This is a genomic window from Spirillospora sp. CA-128828 (assembly GCF_050945415.1).
Taxonomy (GTDB): Bacteria; Actinomycetota; Actinomycetes; order Streptosporangiales; family Streptosporangiaceae; genus Spirillospora.
Window position 1 is genome coordinate 5319831 of record NZ_CP191986.1, and the last position, 17627, is coordinate 5337457.

A 17627-nucleotide genomic window follows, 5' to 3' on the forward strand; every position below is an offset into this window, starting at 1 on the left:
TTTAGGAGTCGCGTTCCTTTAGGAGGGCTTTGTGGATTTTTCCTACCGGGGTCACCGGGACGTCCGGGGTGATGACGAACTGGCGCGGGACCTTGTAGTCGGCCAGGCGGTCGCGGCAGTAGCTCGTCAGTTCTTCGGTCGTGGGTGGCTCGGCATCAGGGCGCGGGACGACGTAGAAGCGGCCCACCTCGCCGAGGACCTCGTCCGGGATGCCGATGCCGGCGGCCATCGCGACCTTGGGATGGGTGGTCAGGACGTTCTCGATCTCGACCGGGTAGACGTTGAAGCCGCCCTGGATGTACATCTCCTTCTTGCGGCCGCGAAGGACCAGGTGGCCGTCGGGTTCCATGGCGACCATGTCGCCGGTGGCCAGCCAGCCGTCGGAGAGGAAGACCTCAGCGGTTTCGGAAGGCATGTCCCAGTAGCCGGCGGTGACGCAGGCTCCGCGGATCTGGAGTTCGCCCGTCTCGCCCGGAGGCAGGGCGGCGCCGTCGGGGCCGACGACCCGGGCCTCGAAGTCGCCGATGATGGCGCCCAGGGTGCGCGAGACCGTCTCGGGGTCGTCGTCCAGCGGGGACAGGACGCAGGCGCCCGAGGATTCCGAGAGTCCGTACAGGCCGTAGAGCGGCGCCCCTGGGAAACCCTGCCTGATCGCGTCAGCGAGGGCCGGTTCGACGTTGGAGCCGCCCGCCATGCAGAGTCGGACGTACGAGACGTCGTGGTCGGCGAAGTCGGGGCGGCCGAGCATCAGCACGTACATCGTCGGGACGGCGCCGAGGAACGTCACCCGGTGGCGTTCGACGGCGCGCAGGGCGGCGTCCGGCGAGAACGCGGGAAGCAGCGCGACCGAGCCGCCGCTGCGCAGGGCGGACATGATCGTGCAGGTGATGCCGCCGACGTGGTTGAACGGCAGATGGCCCAGGAGGACGTCGTCTTCGGACATCCCGAAGTGGTCCGCCTGCGCTGAGGCGGAGGCCAGGATGCTGCGGTGGGTGATGACCGCGCCCTTGGGACGGCCCGTCGTCCCGGAGGTGTAGAGGATCATCAGCGGGTCGGACGGCTCGACCGCGCCACGGGCCGCCGCCAGCACCGCAGGGTCGGGCGGCGTCACGGTCAGCTCGTCGAAGCCGGCGCCGAAGGAGACGGCGGGGATCTGTGACGACCTGTAGAACGCGGCGAAGTCGAAGTCCGGAACGGCGTCGAGGCTGATGACCATCCGCGCCCCGCTCTGGCCGAGCATGTAGGACAGCTCGCGCTCCCGGTAGCGGACGTTGAGCGGGACGACGACGGCGCCGATCCGAGCCGCGCCGAAGAACGCCGCCAGCCATTGCGGGGTGTTGAGGCCGAGCAGGCCGATCCGGTCGCCGCGGGAGACTCCGCGGGCCAGCAGGCCGGCCGCGACCCGGTCGGTCAGCTCGTCGAACTCGGCGAACGTGATGGTGCCGTCGCCGTCGTGCAGGAACGCCTTGCTCCGTGCCGCCGCGTCCTCAAGCGCGGCTCCGACCGTCACTGCCCGCATGTCGCCCTCTTTCGTCCCGGTGGCTGGTCGTGGGAGCGGGGTGCGCACACCTCAGAGCTTGCGGCCGACGCCCGAGTAGAACCAGATGGGCAGGGCCTCTTCCAGCGTGACCGGACGCTCGGGACGCCACAGCGGCGCCCAGACCACGCCGGGGTCGAGCAGTTCGAAGTCGCCGAACAGGCCCGTCACCTGTTCCCGGGTACGGGGCGTGCCCGGCGCGTTCGTCCTTCTGTAGACCTCGACGACCTTCGCGACGATGTCGGGGACGCCGTCGGCCGAGGCGTGGGTGATCGCCATGTGGCTGCCCGGGGCGAGCGCGGCGCGCAGTTCGGACATGATGCCGGGCGGGTCGTCCTCGTCCTGGATGAAGTGCAGGGTCGCGATCGTCAGCAGCGCCACCGGTTTGCCGAAGTCCAGCAGCCCCTTGATCTCCGGGTGTTCCAGGATCTCGCGGGGGCGGCGGATGTCGGCCTGGACCATCCGCGTGCCAGGCGAGTCGGCGAGGATCGCGCGGCCGTGCGCGACGACCTGGCCGTCGTAGTCGACGTAGGCGACGCGGGCGCCGGGGTTCACCAACTGCGCGATCTGGTGGACGTTCTGCTGGGTGGGCAGCCCCGTGCCGATGTCGAGGAACTGGTCGATGCCCTGCTCGGCCATGTACCGGACGGCGCGGCCCATGAAGGCCCGGTTCTCCCTGATCAGGGTGATCAGGGTGGGGTCGGCCGCCTTCGCCTCCTCGGCGCGGGCACGGTCGGCCTCATAATGATCCTTGCCGCCGAGGTAGTAGTCGTACATCCGAGCGATGTTCGGCACATTCGGGTCGAATCCGCCGGGCCGAAGCCGATCGCCTGCCACCGTGTCTCCTCACCAGCCGCCACGCCGATCTTCACATGCCACCCTATGGCGTGCGATCACCCCATCGGACCGCTCCATACGGACTCTCGATCACGATTCGGTCCCGCGCGTCCGGCCGCGGAGCGGCCGGACGCGCGGGCGTGCTGCAGCGCTGAGTGGCGGACCTGGTGGAGTGCGCAGGAGACCGCTGGCGGCGCAGGTCCTGCTTCGGCTCTCCGAGGTGGGGAGATCGCGCTCGAGCGAGGCGAACTTGACAACCGCAGCGACCACATACTTATAGTTTGAGTTGTAGGTTCCCTCCACGGTGGAGGGGCTGGAGACGCGAGCCGGGGGTGTGGAAGGTCCCCGGCGGATCTTCGGAGGTGAAGCGACGATGCTGCTGACGTCGATCGATCCGTTCGTGCAGGAGTTCGAGCGTCAGTTCGACCGTGCGGTCCGGCAGGTCGGCCTGAGCGGCCGGGGTGAGGGCGCAGGGATGCCGATGGACGGGATCCGCCGCGCCGACGATGTCGTGCTGCGGTTCGATCTGCCCGGGGTGGACCCCGGCTCGATCGAGGTCACCGTCGACCGGGGCGTGCTGTCGGTGACCGCGCGCCGCGAGGAGGAGTTCGGCGAGGACGAGCGCGTCTTCGTCCGCGAGCGGCCCATGGGGTCCTTCACGCGCCGGGTGTACCTGTCGGAGCACCTGGACGCCGAGGCGATCGAGGCCGCCTACAACAACGGCGTGCTGGCCGTCCGCATCCCCGTGCTGGAGCGGGCCCGGCCGCGCAAGGTCGCCGTCCAGCAGTCCAGCGAGCACAAGGCGATCAAAAGCTGACGGGCGTCGTCGACGCTTGTTCGCCTGATGGCCGCCACATCCCCTGGCTGGCGGACCGGCGATGCGGCAGGTCCTCGGCGATCGGCCCGGTGGGCGGCACGCACGCCCACCGGGCCGGTCGTCGGCGGTCACGGCCCGGTGGGCGCCAGGCCGAGATCGTAGAGGAGAGCACGATGCGCCGGGCCGGCGACTGGGCCCAGGGAAGGGAAGCGGCGAATGAGGCTGCCGTTCGATGACGAGCATGCGGCGGTGTACACCGTGGGCCAGGTGGCCGACATGCTGCAGGTGCGGCAGGCGTTCCTGCGCCGCATCGACACCCAGCAGGTCGTCTCCCCGCAGCGCTCGGCCGGCGGGCAGCGCCGCTACAGCCGCGCGGAGATCGGCCGCATCCAGCAGGTCACGGCGATGATGGACCAGGGCATGACGTTGCCGGCGATCCGCCGCATCATCGAGCTGCAATGCGAGCTGGTCGCCATGACCCGCGAACGCGACGAACTCGCCGCGCGCCTGGCCGCCCTCGGCGAGCCGCCCGGCGACCGGCGGTCACCGGATCGGACCGAGGACGGCCTCTAGGTCAGCTCGGGTCCTGGGGCGGCTGCCGGGAAACACGGTCCTGCCGAAGTCGGGCGTTGAGGCGCTGGGCTTCGGCGAGCTGGTCTTCCAGGATGATGATGCGGCAGGCCGCCTCCAGCGCTGTGCCCTCGTCGACCAGATCGCGGGCGCGTTGCGCCAGGCGCAGCTGGTAGCGGGAGTAGCGGCGGTGCCCCCCGGGCGAGCGCTGCGGGACGATCAGCCGGGCGGTGTCCAGGGTGCGCAGGAACGCCTGGGTGACGCCCAGCATCTCGGCGGCGCGGCCCATGCTGTAGGCCGGGTAATCCTCGTCGTCGAACTTGTCCTCAAGCCCGTCGGCCTGGTCCTGCTCGGCCGTCTGCGGGCGGTCCTGGTCTGGCTGGTCGCCGGCTCTGGCCGGCTGGGGTGCTTTCACAAAACCTTCCGTACTGCCGTGGGCTCGGCAGGCGGCGACGACAACAGGGGCCCCGGCGCCAGACTGCGGCGCCGGGGCCCAGAGGTACAACACCATCTACCGGCCCTGACGAGCCGGTCTTCCGCGTCGGCCACTCCGATGGGAGCGGCTGCGCGGGGATCGCGGATGCGTGACCGTAGACCACCGTCCAATCTGTGGAGCTGCGGTACCCGCACGGCGTGACTGAAGCCTGCTGCGGGCGATCCCGATGGCGTCGAACCCTCCTTTCCTCGACATCACTACCTGTACTGCGTGTTTCCTGTGTTTCCTTGCGCCAGGCGGCCCAGCGGCCACCTGCGGGACCGGCTGCCGGAGCCCCTTCCACTGCGTTGGCCCCGGCACGCCTGATCCACATCATCCATACCTGCCGACAGTTCGTCCTCTGCCGGTTCTCCTGGACTCTTCCCTCTTCGATGACACAAACAGTACCCGACCGCTCCACGAATATCTACTCTCGCCACTACAGAGTTTCGTAGATCACTCTGCCTGGTTCTCTTCAGTCATCAAGCGTGCTCCGCGACTCCTCCGGGCTGAACGCCGCTTCCAGCCGGAAGGCGCCGGCCTGGCCGCTCGCGCGGATGCAGGCCAGCACGACGATCGGCAGCAGCGTGATGAGGGCGAACGTGACGAGGCGGATGCCGTAGTCGTTGACCACGGCGCCGATCACGCACGTGGTCAGGATCGCCACGAGAGTGGGACGCAGCGTCGGCCACTCGCGCAGAGCGGCGTCGAACCAGGCTGGTGAGAACCGCCCGGGCCACGCGAGCGTCAGCACCAGGAGCGCGAGGACGAGTGCGGTCCCCCATGCCACCGGGCCGCCCGCCAATGAGCCCAGCGCGTAACCGGCTTTGCGTTCGACAAGCTGCCATGCCTGCCCGTCGAGCACCTCCTGGACGAAACGTCCGGCATGCGTGCGCGACGCCGGAGGACGCAGCCAGTCGGCCACGCCCACGGCCGCGACCACGGCGACCGCCGCCGATCCGACGGCCGCCAGCCGCACCGGTGTCAGCCGCACCCCGGCGATCCTGAGCGCCAGCACCGCGACCCCCGGGATCAGGGCCAGGCCGCCTCCCACGTCGGCGCCCCAGCCGGGCCAGGTGTCGACCGCCACGGCGACGGCGCCGATGACCGCGACCGCCGTGGTCGCCGCCCGGCGCCGTCCGCGGGCGGTCAGTTCGGCCGCGGCGGCCCCGGCCAGCACCAGGGCGGCCACGGAGAAGACGGCGAAGGTGGAGTTGCCGAATCCGTAGTACCGGCCGCCGTACAGCGCGGACGGGCCGAACGGGCTGGCACGGTGCAGCAGCGTGCCCGTCGCCGCGTCCACGACCAGCACGCTGAAGGTGAGCAGGCTGACCGCCAGGGGCGCGTGCCAGAGCGGATGCGCGGGCAGAAGCGCCACCGGAACGACCGCCACCGCGACGGTGACGGCCAGGGCGCCCCAGAGGGATAGGTCCGGGAACGGGCTGTGCCACCACCGCGTCAGCGACACCAGATACACCGAAACCGGCAGCACCGAGAAGGCGAGCGTCGCGCCGGCGAAGCCGCGCCTCCATCTCCCGGACGAGCGGTGCCACACGAACGCTGCCACGGCGAACAGCGCGAGCTGCGCCGCCGCCACCGTGAGGAGGAGCAGTCCCGCCCAGCGCCGGAGCACCTGGTCGGTCGTGGTCACGGCCCCCAGCTCGTGGACGGTCCTCGTCGCATCGGTGGGACGTGCCCGCCCGAGGGAGATCGGGGCGCCGCTGAACTCGGCCGGCTCGGGAGCGCCGACCGCGTCCAGGAGGGTGCTGGGGACGTCCAGCAGCCGGACGACCCCGCCCCAGCGGGTCGAGGTGACCGTCAGCAGCGCCGGATCGTGCCGGGAAGCCGTCACCGGGCCGCGGACCATGCTCACCGCGAGGTGGGGCGTCCCGCCCGGCGGCTCGGTCACGCCCTGCACCAGCACGGTGGCCTCGTCGTCGAGGCGTTGAAGCACCCCGCCCGCGAACGCGTCGATCCGCGCCAGCGAGTTCAGCCGACCCGATCCCGACTCCAAGACCTGGCCGCCGTCGATAACCGTGACCGGACAGCCGAGGGCGGCGTCGTCCACGGTGGCGCTGTAGCGTCCGACGGTTCCGTCCGGGCGCGCGAGTGCGATCGCGGCACCGGGGCCGATGGCGGTCTCGCATCCCTCGTGCTCCGACAGCGCCCTGCCGAGCGCCCCTGGGCGCGGTGAGAACTCCGACCGGCGCTGGGCGTCGACGAGCCGGTCCCACCGCCCCACACGCGCCCCGCCGCCGGTGTCCCGCACCGCCGGGAGCGGGACGCATTCGCCGTCGTCCGTGCGCGGGCCCACGCCGGCCTGCCCCGCCGACAACGACAGCCAGCCGTCGGACGCGCACGCCGAACCTCCCGTCGTGCGCACCGTCGCGGCGCCGGTCGCCGCGCCACCGGTGAGCAGCCGCCACAGGTGCGGGGTCTGGTCCGCGCGGATGTCCCCCCACGCCAGCCCGGCGACGCCGATGACCACCACCGGCGCACGGACCGGGCGGACGTCCGCACCCGAGCGCCCCGCGATCTGCACCGCCGCCGACCCGATGACCAGGCAGACGAGCACGGCCGCCCACCCCACCGCGATCCCGCCGCGTCTCCGCGTGCCAACGATCATGTGCGCCATGGTCCGGCCACCCGCCACGACCGGCAACCCCGATGACCGGCGGAGTGAGGTCAGCCGACGGTGCGGACCTGTTCGACGAAGTCCCAGAGGGCGCGTTCTCGGGTGGTGTCGTAGGACTCGTCGGACGAGGGCACTGCCCGGGTGCGGTCGATGTAGGAGCCGGAGGGTGCGGTCGTGCGGCCGAGAACGGCATCGGCGAGTTTGCGCCCGGCGGCGGAGGCCGACTCGGCCATGGGCGTGACGGAGAGCCCCGGGAGGACCCACCGGTTGAGGAAGCGATCGACGGGGCCGGCGGCGCGGGCCAGTCCGGTGCCGGGCACGAGGCCGGGGTTGTAGGAGACGATGTCGACGCCCTCGGGCAGCCGCCTGGCCCACTCGTGCACAAGGTAGATCGCAGCGAGTTTGCTGGTCGAGTAGGCGGTGCGGCCCGCCGCGACGGTCGCCGGCCTGGGGAAGGCGCTCGGCCGCGCGACGGTTTCCGGGGCGGACCAGCGCGGCGCCGGGACGATCCCGAAGGTGTGCCTGAAGTCGCCGAAATGCGTGTCGCTCACGGTGATCAGGATGCGCGCGGGGGCGCGGAACCGGTGCTCGAAGGCGCGCAGCAGCAGGTGGTTGGCCAGCACGTTCACCGCGAAGGTCGTCTCGTACCCGTCCGGCGTGGTGTGCAGGGCGTCGACGAACTGGACTCCGGCGTTGCCGGCGAACGCGCGAAGGGCGGGAAGTTCACCCTCGTCGATCATCCGGTCCACGGCCTCGGCGGACGAGCGGATGCCGTCGATGCTCGCCAGGTCCGTGTCCACCAGCGTGACGTTGCCGCTGACGGCCCGCAACTCGTCCAGGGCGTCCTGGCCTGACTCCTTGCGTGCGAGCAGGACCAGGTGGGTGTCCGGATCATCGCGCAGGACGTTCGCGGCCGCGACGCGGCCGATCCCGCGCGTCGCCCCGGTCATGATCAGCGTGTGCATGGCTCGTCCCGTACCCTCACATCGGCCGCCCGGGAGGGGACGGGGCACGCGCGGTGCCCGTCGCCGTGCTCGGCGCGGAAGTTCAGTTGACGTTGTCAACATCGTGACGATTTTCAGTGGACGTTGTCAACTGAAAGGTGGGGGATGGCCTCGCGAGCGGAGACGGCGGCGACGACACGGCAGGCGCTCCTGGACGCCGCGTCAGTGCTCCTCGACCGCGGCGGAGTGGACGCGGTGACGCTGCGTGACGTCGGGAGCGGCGCCGGGGTGTCGCGATCGGCGGCCTACCGCCATTTCGCCGACAAGCATGACCTGCTGATGGCGGTGGCCGCGGCGGCGTGGAACGCGGTCGCCACCCACCTGGAGGGGGTCGAGGCCGACACGACGCAGAGCCCAGATGAGGCGCTGCGCGATGCGCTGAGGGCGCTGGTGCAGCTCGCACGGGCGCGTCCGCACCTGTACCGGCTGATGTTCGCTCCCCTGGCGGGCGACGCGACCGCGGTGACCCAGGCGGCGGGCCAGGCGCAGGACGGCTTCCTGGCCATCGTCAGTCGCATCGTCGGACAACGGGACGCGCCTCCGGTGGCGGGCCTGCTGATGGCGGCGACGCACGGCATCGTGGATCTGGAGCTGAGCGGGCACCTGTCGCCGGAGAAGTGGCAGACCGACGCCGAGGGGATGATCGACCTTCTCGTGCGAACCGTCCGGGACCGATGACAGAAGGGTCTCGGCCAGGCGGGCGACCGTCTCGCGGTGCCGCGGATGCGGTCGCGCCTGCCGAAGCGGCGGAGACGCAGGCGATGGCGAGCCAGCCCGGCCACGCCAGGTGCTCGTCCAGCAGGACGAGCCCGGCGAGTGCGCCGGCGGCGGGTTCCAGGCTGACCATGACCGCGACCACGCGAGCGGGGAGGCGGCGAAGCGCCGCCATGTCCAGGGACCACGGGACGACGGCGGAGAGCACCGCGAGACCAAGCCCGGCGAGGAGGACTCCCGGACGCAGCGGCGCTCCGCCGGTCATCGGCGCGAGAGGCAGGACGAGAAGCGCGGCCACGACCACGGCCCATGTGAGCGGCGTGCCGTCCACGGTCCCGGCGCGCTTGTTCAGGACGAGGTAGGCGGCCATGCATCCGCCTGAAGCCAGCGCGAACATGACCCCGGTGACCGGCACCGGGGAGCCGGACGGGCCGTGGAGCAGGACCACCCCGGTCCCCGCGAGCGCGGCCCACAGCAGGTCGCGCGGCCGCCGGGCCTGCACCAGCGCGAGCGTCAACGGGCCGAGGAACTGCAGCGTCGAGGCGACCCCGACCGGCAGCCGCGCCATCGCCGGGTAGATCAGCTGCATCCCGGCGATCGCCGCGCCCAGGGCGGCGATCAGGCCGATCGAGTCCCGGCGCGGCAGGGACGGACGGCGAATCGCCAGCAGGACCAGCGCGGCGAACACCAGCCGGAGCGTTACCACGCCCGACGTCCCGGCCACCCCGAACATCGCCTTGCCGCAGGCTTGGCCCGCCTGGACCGAGACCACGCTGCCGAGCACCAGCAGCGGAGCGGGAACGCTTCGTCCGGCCGTCGCGGTAGCCATGAGGCCAGTCTGGGAGCCGGTAATCGTTCGGGTCCATCGAAAGATTCCGCAGACCATCGTGTTGAATGGCCGAATGATCGACCACCGCCTCCAGACGCTGCGCGTGCTGCGGGAGCGCGGCACGGTGACCGCGACCGCCGACGCGCTGCACCTGACGCCCTCGACGGTGTCGCAGCAGCTCCGGCAGCTCGCCCGCGACCTCGGCGTGGAGCTGCTGGAGGCGCAGGGACGCCGGGTGCGGCTGACCGCCGCGGCGCACACGGTGCTGCGCCATGCCGACGTCCTGGCCGCCCAATGGGAGCGGGCCCGCGCCGACCTCGCCGGCCATCGCGCCGGGACGTCCGGGCAGGTGCGGTTCTGCGGCGTCTCCAGCGCCCTCGCCGCGCTCGTGGCCCCGGCCGCCGCACGGCTTCGCGAGGATCATCCGGACCTCGTCGTCCACATGAGCGAGCGGGAGAGCGAGGACGCCGCCCATCTGCTCCTCGCGCGGCACTGCGACATCGCCGTCGTCATCCCCGGCGGGCAGACCCCGGCCCCGGACGACGCCCGGTTCGCGCAGTGGCCCGTCCTCGACGAGCCGCAGGACCTGCTCGTCCCGGCCGGGCACCGGCTCGCCGGGCGCGGGTCGGCCCGGCTCGCCGACGCGGCGGCCGAACCCTGGATCGGCTCACCGGCCCGTCCCGACCAGCACCAGCTCATGCTCGCCGCCTGCGCCGCCGCCGGATACACGCCCCGCATCGCCCACGAGGCCAACGAGTGGTTCGCGGTCTCGGCGCTCGTCGCCCGCGGGTTCGGCGTCGGCCTGGTGCCCCGGCTGGCCCCGCTGCCGCCCGAGGACGAGGTGGTCCGGGTGCCCCTGCGCGGCGAGGCGGTGCCGTCGCGGCGCATCATCGCGATCGTCCGGCGGGGCAGCGACCGGCAGCCGCCCATCGCGCGGGCCCTGGAGGCCCTGCACGAGGCGGCGCGGCGATGACCCCTCGCGACCTATGACGCGAATCGTGCACCCAGCCACATACCAGCGAGTAGCGTGCCATAATTCGAGCGGTCACACCTGGTGACCGTGCACCCGCCGACCGTAGGGCCCAGCATGCGCTGATCGGATGTCAGGCGAACGGAGGACTCATGACCTTCCCCGCCGGGCACGAGCCGCCTGCCTTCGACCCGACGGTCCCCAACGAGAGCCGGATGCACGACTACCTCCTCGGCGGCAAGGACAACTTCGCCGCGGACCGGCAGGCCGCGCAGCAGGCGATCGAGCTGGCACCGGAGCTGCCGGTCCTGGCCCGCGAGGGCCGCAAGTTCCTGCACCGGGTCGTGCGGTTCCTCGCCGGCGCGGGCGTCCGACAGTTCCTGGACATCGGAACCGGACTGCCGACCCAAGGCAGCGTGCACCAGATCGCGCAGGCGGTCGCACCGGACTGCCGCGTCGTCTACGTGGACAACGACCCCGTGGTCGGCGTCCACGCGCAGGCGATTCTGAACAACGACCCGCTCACGACGGTCGTCCAGGCCGACATGCGGGACAGCGAGCTGATAGCCGGCCACCCGAACCTCCGAAAGCTGATCGACCTCGACCAGCCGACGGCGCTGCTGTTCTTCCACGTTCTGTACACCATTCCCGAGGACGACGAGGTGGCGCTGAGCGTCGCCCGGCTGGGCGACCTGATGGCGCCGGGCAGCTACATGGCGATCTCACACCCGGTCAGCGACCTGTGCCCCGAGGTCACCGCCCGGATCGCTCACCTCTACCAGCAGCAGACCCACGTCATCCGCGGCGAGCCCCGCTCCAATGTGCGAACCAGAGCCGAGGTCGAACGGCTCTTCTCCGGCTGGGACCTGGTCGAGCCCGGTGTCGCCTACCTGACCCAATGGCGTCCCGACCATGAGGCGATAGAAGCGTCCAGGCCGATCTGGAGCGTCGGAGGCGTCGGCCGCAAGGCCGCCACCGGCAGCCCCGCCCAGGAGTGAACGGGGCCGCCGGGACGTGTTCTAGGCGGCACGGGTGCCGTAGACGCTCACCTCGGTCAGGTGGAAGGTGAGGTTGGCGGTGTTCCCGAAGCCGACCACCCGCACGTGGCGGGCCCTGGCCTCGGTGTTCATGGTGTCGCCCGCGTCGGCGGCGGGACGGGGCCCGTTGCGTCCGCCGATGGTGAACCAGTGGACGCCGTCGAGACTGCCCTCCAGCCGGTAGGTGTAGTAGCGGGTGCCGTCGACGTAGTTGCGGACGTTGACGCGGGACACCTCGCTGACGGCACCGAGATCGACCTGCCACCAGTTCTCGCCGTAGGTCATCTGGCCGCCCCAGTAGGGCGAGTTGGCGCGGCTGCCGTCGTTGGCGGCCTCCGGCGGCCGTCCGGGCTCGGAGGAGAACGCCGTCACCGGCTTGCGGAGGCTCTGCACTTCGTCGCCGGACCCGTCGCGGGACGTGTCGGGCGACGCGGCGATCCCGCCACCGAAGAGGGCGATCGCCTCCGTCGAGGTGTGGCTGTTGACCGCGCTGGCGAACATGCCGACGTCCTGCGCGCCCGCCCCGCCCGGGACCGTTCCGGAGCCGACCACCGCCCAGTTCTTGTTGTCGGAGCTGCATGAGCCGGTCATCCGGTCGCCGTCCCGGCGCAGCCGCACGTAGACGTCGCCTGCGGTGAAACCGCCGACCTCGGTGAAGTGATCGAGGCCGCCGTCGCCGTCGCTGTCGTAGGAGAAGACGCACCCGTGCGCCGGTGTGACCGCGATGTCGGCGTACCCGGCGGACCCGGTCTTGGCCAGGTCGTCGCTCGCGACCAGACCGGCGCGGGTCCAGTCGGACGATCCGTCCAGCCTGGTCACTTTCGTGGACACCGCGTGCCCCGAGGTCAGCCCGTCGTCCTTGTAGACGGTCGCGAACTCGTTGGTGCCGCCCCACATGTCCTTGCCGCCGGCGGCGATGCCGACCGTGTCGCCGGTCTGCGCGAACGCCGCTCCGGTGGACGCGGCGGCCTTGTAAGGCGCCTCGACCGTACGGCCGCCGATCATGAGGAGGGAGTGCGCGCTCGCCTGCTCGGAACCGCCCTTGGCGGTACGCCACGAGACCGTGGCGTCAAGGCTCGGCAGCGTGCCGGGCTTGGCGTCGGACGGTGCGGTCACCGTCCAGGTCGCCGTTTCGGTGCCCGCGGGATCGACGTCGTCCCCCGAGCCGGCGGACTCCGTCACGACCTTGAAGCCGGCGGGCGCGGTCAGCCGGAACCGCACCCCACGGGCCGCGCTCAGCGTCGACTCGTTGGTGAAGGTCGCGGTGACGCGAACGGTGCCGCCCGGCCCGACGCCCTTCCGGTCGGACGCGAGGGTCAGCGCGCCGGCCGGCTCCTCGGCGACCCGTGCGGCCAGCCGGTAGGCATCGCCGCGTGGTTCGGCGGTGTAGCGGGTGCCCGCGCGCGCCCAGCCTTCGGCGACGGCGCGCCAGTCGATCTGACGGGGCTCGGTGCCCGTCTTCAGCGCGCGGTCCAGCTCGTCGAAGAACATCTTCCAGCGCTTGGCGTAGTAGCCGCCGACCAGGCCGTTGAACTCGCGGCGCGCGTAGTCCTGGAGCCCGGGACTGTCGCTCTCCCACAGCGTGACGAGCGACTTCAGGTTGTAGTCGAGCGTCGCGGCCTCCCGCGGGTCGGCCGCCTGCCGGGCCGCCTCGCGCTGCCAGGTGCCGAGGAGGAAGTGCGGATCGGTGCCGAGGACCTCGTCCAGGAGGCGGAGCTCGGACGACCAGCGGCCGGTGAGCGTCGCGAAGGCCGTGCGGTCGCCGTCCCGGTAGGCGTCGCGGATCTTCGGCAGGAGCAGCCTGCCGCGGTTGGCCAGCACCTGGCGGGCGACGTCGACGAGGTCGTAGCGGTACGCGCCGGAGCGCCGCAGCCGCGGATCGACCCGGAGCAGCTCGCGCAGGGCCTTCTCGAACTCGCCGGGGTCGTACTGCAGCGGCGTCCCGGTGTTCGCGAGGTTCGGCTGGTCGTCGAACAGGCCGGTCACGTGCCGGGTGTCCTTGCCCGCCGGCCAGGAGTAGACCGTTCTGCCGATGATCCGCCAGGCGGCGATCGCGTGCGGATCGGCGGCGCCGTACCGGGCGGTGGCGTACGCGTCGAACCAGGCGTTCATGTCGACCGGGCCGTCCCGCCACGGCATGTCGGCGAAGAACGCCACCGCGGCCGGGTTGTTGTCGATGGCCTCGGGCATCAGCGCGATGCCGTTCATGGCGGTGCCCGGCCTGGCCCGCCAGGCGTGGAACTTCTCGTTCCAGACGGTGAGGCCGGCGCCGAAGTTCTGGTGGCCGCCGAAGTTCCAGATCGTGCCGAAGGCGTACGGGGTGCCGAGGAAGTCCTTGTCGCGATCGGTGATGTTCGGCTGCTCGGTGATGCCGTCCACGATGAACATCCGGGAACGGTCGACGGCCTGCAGCGTCTCCTTGCGGGGGTTGTTCTGCCAGCCGAGGATCATCCAGGTCGCGCCCGGGTGGGCGCCTTCGAGCGCGTCCTGCACGGCCTTGGACGCCTCGGGCACCGGGACGTCCCCGGCCCTGCCGCCCTCGTGCAGCAGGTCCATCTTGTACATCGTGCTCGCGCCGTACAGGTCGGTCTGCGCCTTGTAGAACGCGCCCGCGACCTTGCCGAACTCCGGCCCGGTGGGATCGAGCCAGTCGGGACGCTCCAGGCCGTTCCAGGTGCCCTGCGGGACGGTCTTGGCCCCCGGGTTGCGGGTCTCGAAGTCGGTCGGGACGGTGCCGTAGTAGCCCGGCAGTACCGGCGTCATGCCCAGCTCACGCAGCCGGTCGACCATGCGGCGGGCGAGCGCCGCGCGCCGGTCGATCAGCTGCTGGGAGATCGGTGAGTCGGTGCAGCACATGTTCTGCAGCAGCCACCATGCCTGGTGGCCCGGCTGCGGGATCCACGCGCGCATGTCCGCGGCGCTGTAGCCGAACTGCTGGAAGGTGCGCTGGTAGACCGCGTCCTGGCCCTCGTACACCAGGACCTCGTTGATGCCGAGCAGGGCGAGCGCGTCGATGCGGCGCTCCCACTCCTGCCAGCTCAGGTACGCGCCCGCGTAGCCCTCGTTGGTGTCGTTGAGCGCGAACCGGTGGGCGACCGAGGCGTCCGCCTCGATCGGCGCGGCGGGCAGCGGCAGCCGTCCGGGAAGGTCCAGTTGCGTGCCGCCGATGGCGACGTCGGCGTGCGCGACCTCGCGCAGGTACCGGCCGAATCCGGTGAGCTGGACGGACGGGGACGTGCCCGCGATGACCAGCCGCCCGTTCTCTGTGAAGATCTGGAAGCGGTCGGCGCCGGCGCCCCTGCCGATCGTCCGCAGTGTGACCTGGCGGGCCCGGTCCCTGCCGAGGATCCGCTCCAGCGCCCGGGCGGCGGGCCCGGCGTCACGTGCCGCGGTCACCTGTGCCGCGCGCTCTTCTTCGGCCGCCGCCGTCGGCGCCGCCGCGGCCAGCGACACGACGAGCAGCGCGGCCATCGCGACGATGACCGGCCGAGAGCGGCCACCGATTTCCCGTAGTCGGCCCAACACCATGGCGGACACCTCCACCGCAGGTTTATTAAGGTCCTTACTAAACTAGGATCGAGCTCATAATGAACGCGCCGCACCCCTCGGTCAAGGGTGCGGCGGCGATCTTCCGGAGGGGGCATGGGAGCGGAGCGCGCGGTCGGCACGCCGGTGCTGCGCCGCCTCAACACCGCGGCGGTGCTGCGCGCGGTGCGCGAGCGCGCACCCGATCCGGTGCGGCTGGCCGAGCTGGTCGAGCTGACCGGCCTCACCCGTCCCACCGTGGGGCAGGCCGTGGACGACCTGGTCGAGGCCGGCTGGCTCCAGCAGCACGACCCGGCCGCCGCCTCCCGCCAGGGCGGCAGGCCGGCGGTGCGGGTCTCGCTCCGCGGCCGCGCCGCACCCGTGCTCGGGCTCGACGTCGGCCCGCACACGGTCAGCGCGGGGATCTCCGACCTCGTCGGCCACCGCCTGGCCGCCGTGCGCCGGCCCGTTCCCCGGTGGGGGGACGACCCCCCACGCCCCCCGGAAGCGCTCGACGAACAAGGCGAAGCCGGGCGCCTGCTCGGCGTCGTCGACGAGGTGACCGAGCGTGCCCTCAGGGAGGCCGGCCTCGGCGCCGACGACGTCGCGGGGGTGGTCATCGCGACCCCCGGGATCGTCGACCCCGGCTCCGGCCGGATCCTGCTGGCGCCGAGCGTGCCGGGCTGGACCTCGGTGAACCTGTCCGACCATCTCCGCGGCCGCTTCCGGTGCCCGGTCCAGGTGGAGAACGACGCCAACCTCGCCGCCCTGGCCGTCGCCGGAGAGCGCGGCACGTTGCTGGCCGTCCAATGGGGTGAGCGCCTGGGCGCGGGCGTCGTGATCGACGGGCGCCTTCACCGGGGCACCGGATCCGCCGGTGAGATCGGCTTCATCCGCCCGCCCGGCGACGTCCCGGACACCGGCGACGGCCGCGGCCCCCTGGAGCGCACCATCGGCGCCGAGGCCATCGCCGAGCAGGCCCGCCGGGCCGCCCGCCGGCGCCCCGAGTCCGCCCTGCACAGCGGTGCGCCGGACGCCGCCGCCGTCTTCGCCGCGGCCGCCTCCGGCGACGCCACGGCACAGCGGATCGTGGACGAGGTCGCGGCGACCTTCGCCCAGGCCATCGCCCCGGCCGTGCTGGTCCTCGCCCCGGACGCCGTGGTGATCGGCGGCGGGGTCGCCCGCGCCGGGTCCGTCCTGCTCACGGCCGTCACCCGGCACCTGGCCGATCTCACTCTCAGCCCGCCCGCGGTGGAGTTCTCCGGCCTCGCCGAGGACACCGTCCTCACCGGCGCCCTGTGCCTCGCCCTTGACGAGGTCTGGCACCGGCGCCTGGCGGCACCCTGATGAACGCGCGCTCCTGATCGAACGGCGGGCGCCCGCGCATGACCGATTCCGGTGAACCCTGGATTCCCGAATCAAGTTCTAGTATCTAAGAAGCACGAATCCGGCTCCAGTACGTCCATCGGGAGGCACCAGTGCAGACACGAGCGGCGATCCTGTGGGAACCGCACACCGACTGGAGCATCGAGGACATCGAGCTCGACGAACCCAAGGCGGGCGAGGTGAAGGTCAAGCTCGCCGCGTCCGGCCTCTGCCACTCGGACGAGCACATGGTCACCGGCGACATGGTGCTCGATCCCGAGATCGCGGCGCTGCTGGAGCTGGAGCAGTTCCCGGTCATCGGCGGGCACGAGGGCGCCGGCGAGGTGGTCGCGGTGGGCCCCGGCGTCACCACGCTGCAGGAGGGCGACCACGTCGTCCTGTCGTTCATCCCCGCCTGCGGCCGCTGCCCCTCGTGCGCCCGGGGCCGCCAGCACCTCTGCGACCTGGGCGCGGTGCTGCTGGCCGGACGGCAGATCGGCGACATGACCGCCCGGCACCACTCCAAGAGCGGCAAGGACCTCGGCATCATGTGCTGCACGGGGACGTTCTCCCCGTACACCGTGGTCAGCGAGTCGACCGCCATCAAGATCGACGACTGGATCCCGCTCGACAAGGCCGCGCTGGTCGGCTGCGGCGTCACCACCGGCTGGGGCTCGGCCGTCAACGCCGCCGACGTGCGGCCCGGCGAGACCGTCGTGGTGATCGGCATCGGCGGCATCGGCATGAACGCGGTGCAGGGCGCGGCCATGGCCGGCGCCCGGCACGTCGTCGCCGTCGACCCGGTCGACTGGAAGCGGGAGAAGGCCGGCGTCTTCGGCGCCACCCACACCGCCGCGTCCATCGAGGAGGCCACCGCCCAGGTCGGCGAGCTCACCTGGGGCGCCAACGCCGACAAGGTCATCCTCACCACCGGCGTCGCGACCGGCGACCTCATCGGCCCGATGATGGGCATGGTCACCAAGGGCGGGCGCGGCGTCGTCACCGCGGTCGCGCCGATCGTCCAGGAGGACGTCAAGCTCAACCTGTTCGACCTGGCGATGCAGCGCAAGGAGCTGGTCGGCTGCATCTTCGGCAACGCCAACCCGCGCCGCGACGTGCCGCGCCTGCTGCGGCTGTACGACGAGGGCAAGCTCAAGCTGGACGAGCTGGTCACCACCACCTACACCCTCGACGAGGTCAACAAGGGCTACCAGGACATGCGGGACGGCAAGAACATCCGCGGCATGATCAAGTACTGAGCCCCGGCACCACTCGGCCCGGCGGCTTTGCACGTTTCCCACAACTGGAGCCG

General features: G+C 71.9%; 13 protein-coding genes and 1 pseudogene. 7 read left to right on the forward strand and 7 right to left on the reverse strand.

What is annotated here, in order from left to right:
• Nucleotide 1: 1 nt before the first annotated feature.
• Complete coding sequence (locus ACQPXG_RS25985; protein WP_433461726.1) at nt 2-1519, reverse strand: class I adenylate-forming enzyme family protein; 1518 nt, start codon at nt 1517-1519, stop codon at nt 2-4.
• Between the two features lie 51 nt (nt 1520-1570).
• Nucleotides 1571-2374, reverse strand: coding sequence for an SAM-dependent methyltransferase (locus ACQPXG_RS25990; protein ID WP_433461727.1), 804 nt, complete (start codon nt 2372-2374; stop codon nt 1571-1573).
• Nucleotides 2375-2747: 373 nt separating this feature from the next.
• Between ACQPXG_RS25990 and ACQPXG_RS25995 the strand changes: the two genes are divergently transcribed.
• Nucleotides 2748-3191, forward strand: a complete 444-nt coding sequence (locus ACQPXG_RS25995; protein WP_433461728.1) for an Hsp20/alpha crystallin family protein — start codon at nt 2748-2750, stop codon at nt 3189-3191.
• A gap of 216 nt (nt 3192-3407) precedes the next feature.
• Nucleotides 3408-3764, forward strand: coding sequence for a helix-turn-helix domain-containing protein (locus ACQPXG_RS26000; protein ID WP_433461729.1), 357 nt, complete (start codon nt 3408-3410; stop codon nt 3762-3764).
• A 1-nt stretch (nt 3765) separates the two neighbouring features.
• On the opposite strand, the gene ACQPXG_RS26005 is transcribed toward ACQPXG_RS26000, so the two are convergent.
• The 3 genes from ACQPXG_RS26005 to ACQPXG_RS26015 all read right to left on the reverse strand — a co-directional run bounded on the left by ACQPXG_RS26005 (nt 3766) and on the right by ACQPXG_RS26015 (nt 7836).
• Nucleotides 3766-4050 (reverse strand): MerR family transcriptional regulator, encoded by a 285-nt coding sequence (locus ACQPXG_RS26005; RefSeq protein ID WP_433470051.1) that lies wholly within the window; start codon nt 4048-4050, stop codon nt 3766-3768.
• A gap of 661 nt (nt 4051-4711) precedes the next feature.
• The gene (locus ACQPXG_RS26010; RefSeq protein WP_433461730.1) at nt 4712-6862 is read right to left on the reverse strand and encodes a hypothetical protein; all 2151 of its coding nucleotides are present in this window, start codon (nt 6860-6862) and stop codon (nt 4712-4714) included.
• Between the two features lie 59 nt (nt 6863-6921).
• Nucleotides 6922-7836, reverse strand: coding sequence for an SDR family NAD(P)-dependent oxidoreductase (locus ACQPXG_RS26015; protein WP_433461731.1), 915 nt, complete (start codon nt 7834-7836; stop codon nt 6922-6924).
• Between the two features lie 144 nt (nt 7837-7980).
• On the opposite strand from ACQPXG_RS26015, the gene ACQPXG_RS26020 reads away from it, so the two are divergent.
• Nucleotides 7981-8553, forward strand: coding sequence for a TetR/AcrR family transcriptional regulator (locus ACQPXG_RS26020; RefSeq protein ID WP_433461732.1), 573 nt, complete (start codon nt 7981-7983; stop codon nt 8551-8553).
• Nucleotides 8554-8629: 76 nt separating this feature from the next.
• Here the strand turns inward: ACQPXG_RS26020 and ACQPXG_RS26025 are convergent.
• Nucleotides 8630-9475 (reverse strand): annotated as a pseudogene (locus tag ACQPXG_RS26025) (EamA family transporter); the annotation flags it as partial.
• Nucleotides 9476-9491: 16 nt separating this feature from the next.
• Here ACQPXG_RS26025 and ACQPXG_RS26030 point away from each other — a divergent pair.
• Both ACQPXG_RS26030 and ACQPXG_RS26035 read left to right on the forward strand, forming a co-directional pair.
• Nucleotides 9492-10391, forward strand: a complete 900-nt coding sequence (locus ACQPXG_RS26030; protein ID WP_433461733.1) for a LysR family transcriptional regulator — start codon at nt 9492-9494, stop codon at nt 10389-10391.
• Nucleotides 10392-10540: 149 nt separating this feature from the next.
• Entirely contained in the window at nt 10541-11386 is an 846-nt protein-coding gene (locus tag ACQPXG_RS26035) for an SAM-dependent methyltransferase (RefSeq protein WP_433461734.1), read from the forward strand.
• Nucleotides 11387-11407: 21 nt separating this feature from the next.
• Here the strand turns inward: ACQPXG_RS26035 and ACQPXG_RS26040 are convergent, their stop codons facing one another.
• Complete coding sequence (locus tag ACQPXG_RS26040; RefSeq protein ID WP_433461735.1) at nt 11408-14953, reverse strand: alpha-N-acetylglucosaminidase TIM-barrel domain-containing protein; 3546 nt, start codon at nt 14951-14953, stop codon at nt 11408-11410.
• 114 nt (nt 14954-15067) lie between these two features.
• On the opposite strand from ACQPXG_RS26040, the gene ACQPXG_RS26045 reads away from it, so the two are divergent.
• On the forward strand, nt 15068-16297 hold the full coding sequence (locus tag ACQPXG_RS26045) for an ROK family transcriptional regulator (RefSeq protein WP_433461736.1): 1230 nt from the start codon (nt 15068-15070) through the stop codon (nt 16295-16297).
• A gap of 131 nt (nt 16298-16428) precedes the next feature.
• Nucleotides 16429-17574, forward strand: coding sequence for an NDMA-dependent alcohol dehydrogenase (locus tag ACQPXG_RS26050; RefSeq protein ID WP_433461737.1), 1146 nt, complete (start codon nt 16429-16431; stop codon nt 17572-17574).
• Nucleotides 17575-17627: the final 53 nt, after the last annotated feature.

Bases quoted from the DNA above. Each gene is read 5' to 3' on its own strand.
- ACQPXG_RS25995 (WP_433461728.1), top strand. From the start codon at position 2,748: ATGCTGCTGACGTCGATCGATCCGTTCGTGCAGGAGTTCGAGCGTCAG.
- ACQPXG_RS26010 (WP_433461730.1), bottom strand. From the start codon at position 6,862: ATGATCGTTGGCACGCGGAGACGCGGCGGGATCGCGGTGGGGTGGGCG.
- ACQPXG_RS26000 (WP_433461729.1), top strand. From the start codon at position 3,408: ATGAGGCTGCCGTTCGATGACGAGCATGCGGCGGTGTACACCGTGGGC.
- ACQPXG_RS26020 (WP_433461732.1), top strand. From the start codon at position 7,981: ATGGCCTCGCGAGCGGAGACGGCGGCGACGACACGGCAGGCGCTCCTG.
- ACQPXG_RS26030 (WP_433461733.1), top strand. From the start codon at position 9,492: ATGATCGACCACCGCCTCCAGACGCTGCGCGTGCTGCGGGAGCGCGGC.
- ACQPXG_RS26035 (WP_433461734.1), top strand. From the start codon at position 10,541: ATGACCTTCCCCGCCGGGCACGAGCCGCCTGCCTTCGACCCGACGGTC.
- ACQPXG_RS26005 (WP_433470051.1), bottom strand. From the start codon at position 4,050: ATGGGCCGCGCCGCCGAGATGCTGGGCGTCACCCAGGCGTTCCTGCGC.
- ACQPXG_RS26045 (WP_433461736.1), top strand. From the start codon at position 15,068: ATGGGAGCGGAGCGCGCGGTCGGCACGCCGGTGCTGCGCCGCCTCAAC.
- ACQPXG_RS26015 (WP_433461731.1), bottom strand. From the start codon at position 7,836: ATGCACACGCTGATCATGACCGGGGCGACGCGCGGGATCGGCCGCGTC.
- ACQPXG_RS26040 (WP_433461735.1), bottom strand. From the start codon at position 14,953: ATGGTGTTGGGCCGACTACGGGAAATCGGTGGCCGCTCTCGGCCGGTC.
- ACQPXG_RS25985 (WP_433461726.1), bottom strand. From the start codon at position 1,519: ATGCGGGCAGTGACGGTCGGAGCCGCGCTTGAGGACGCGGCGGCACGG.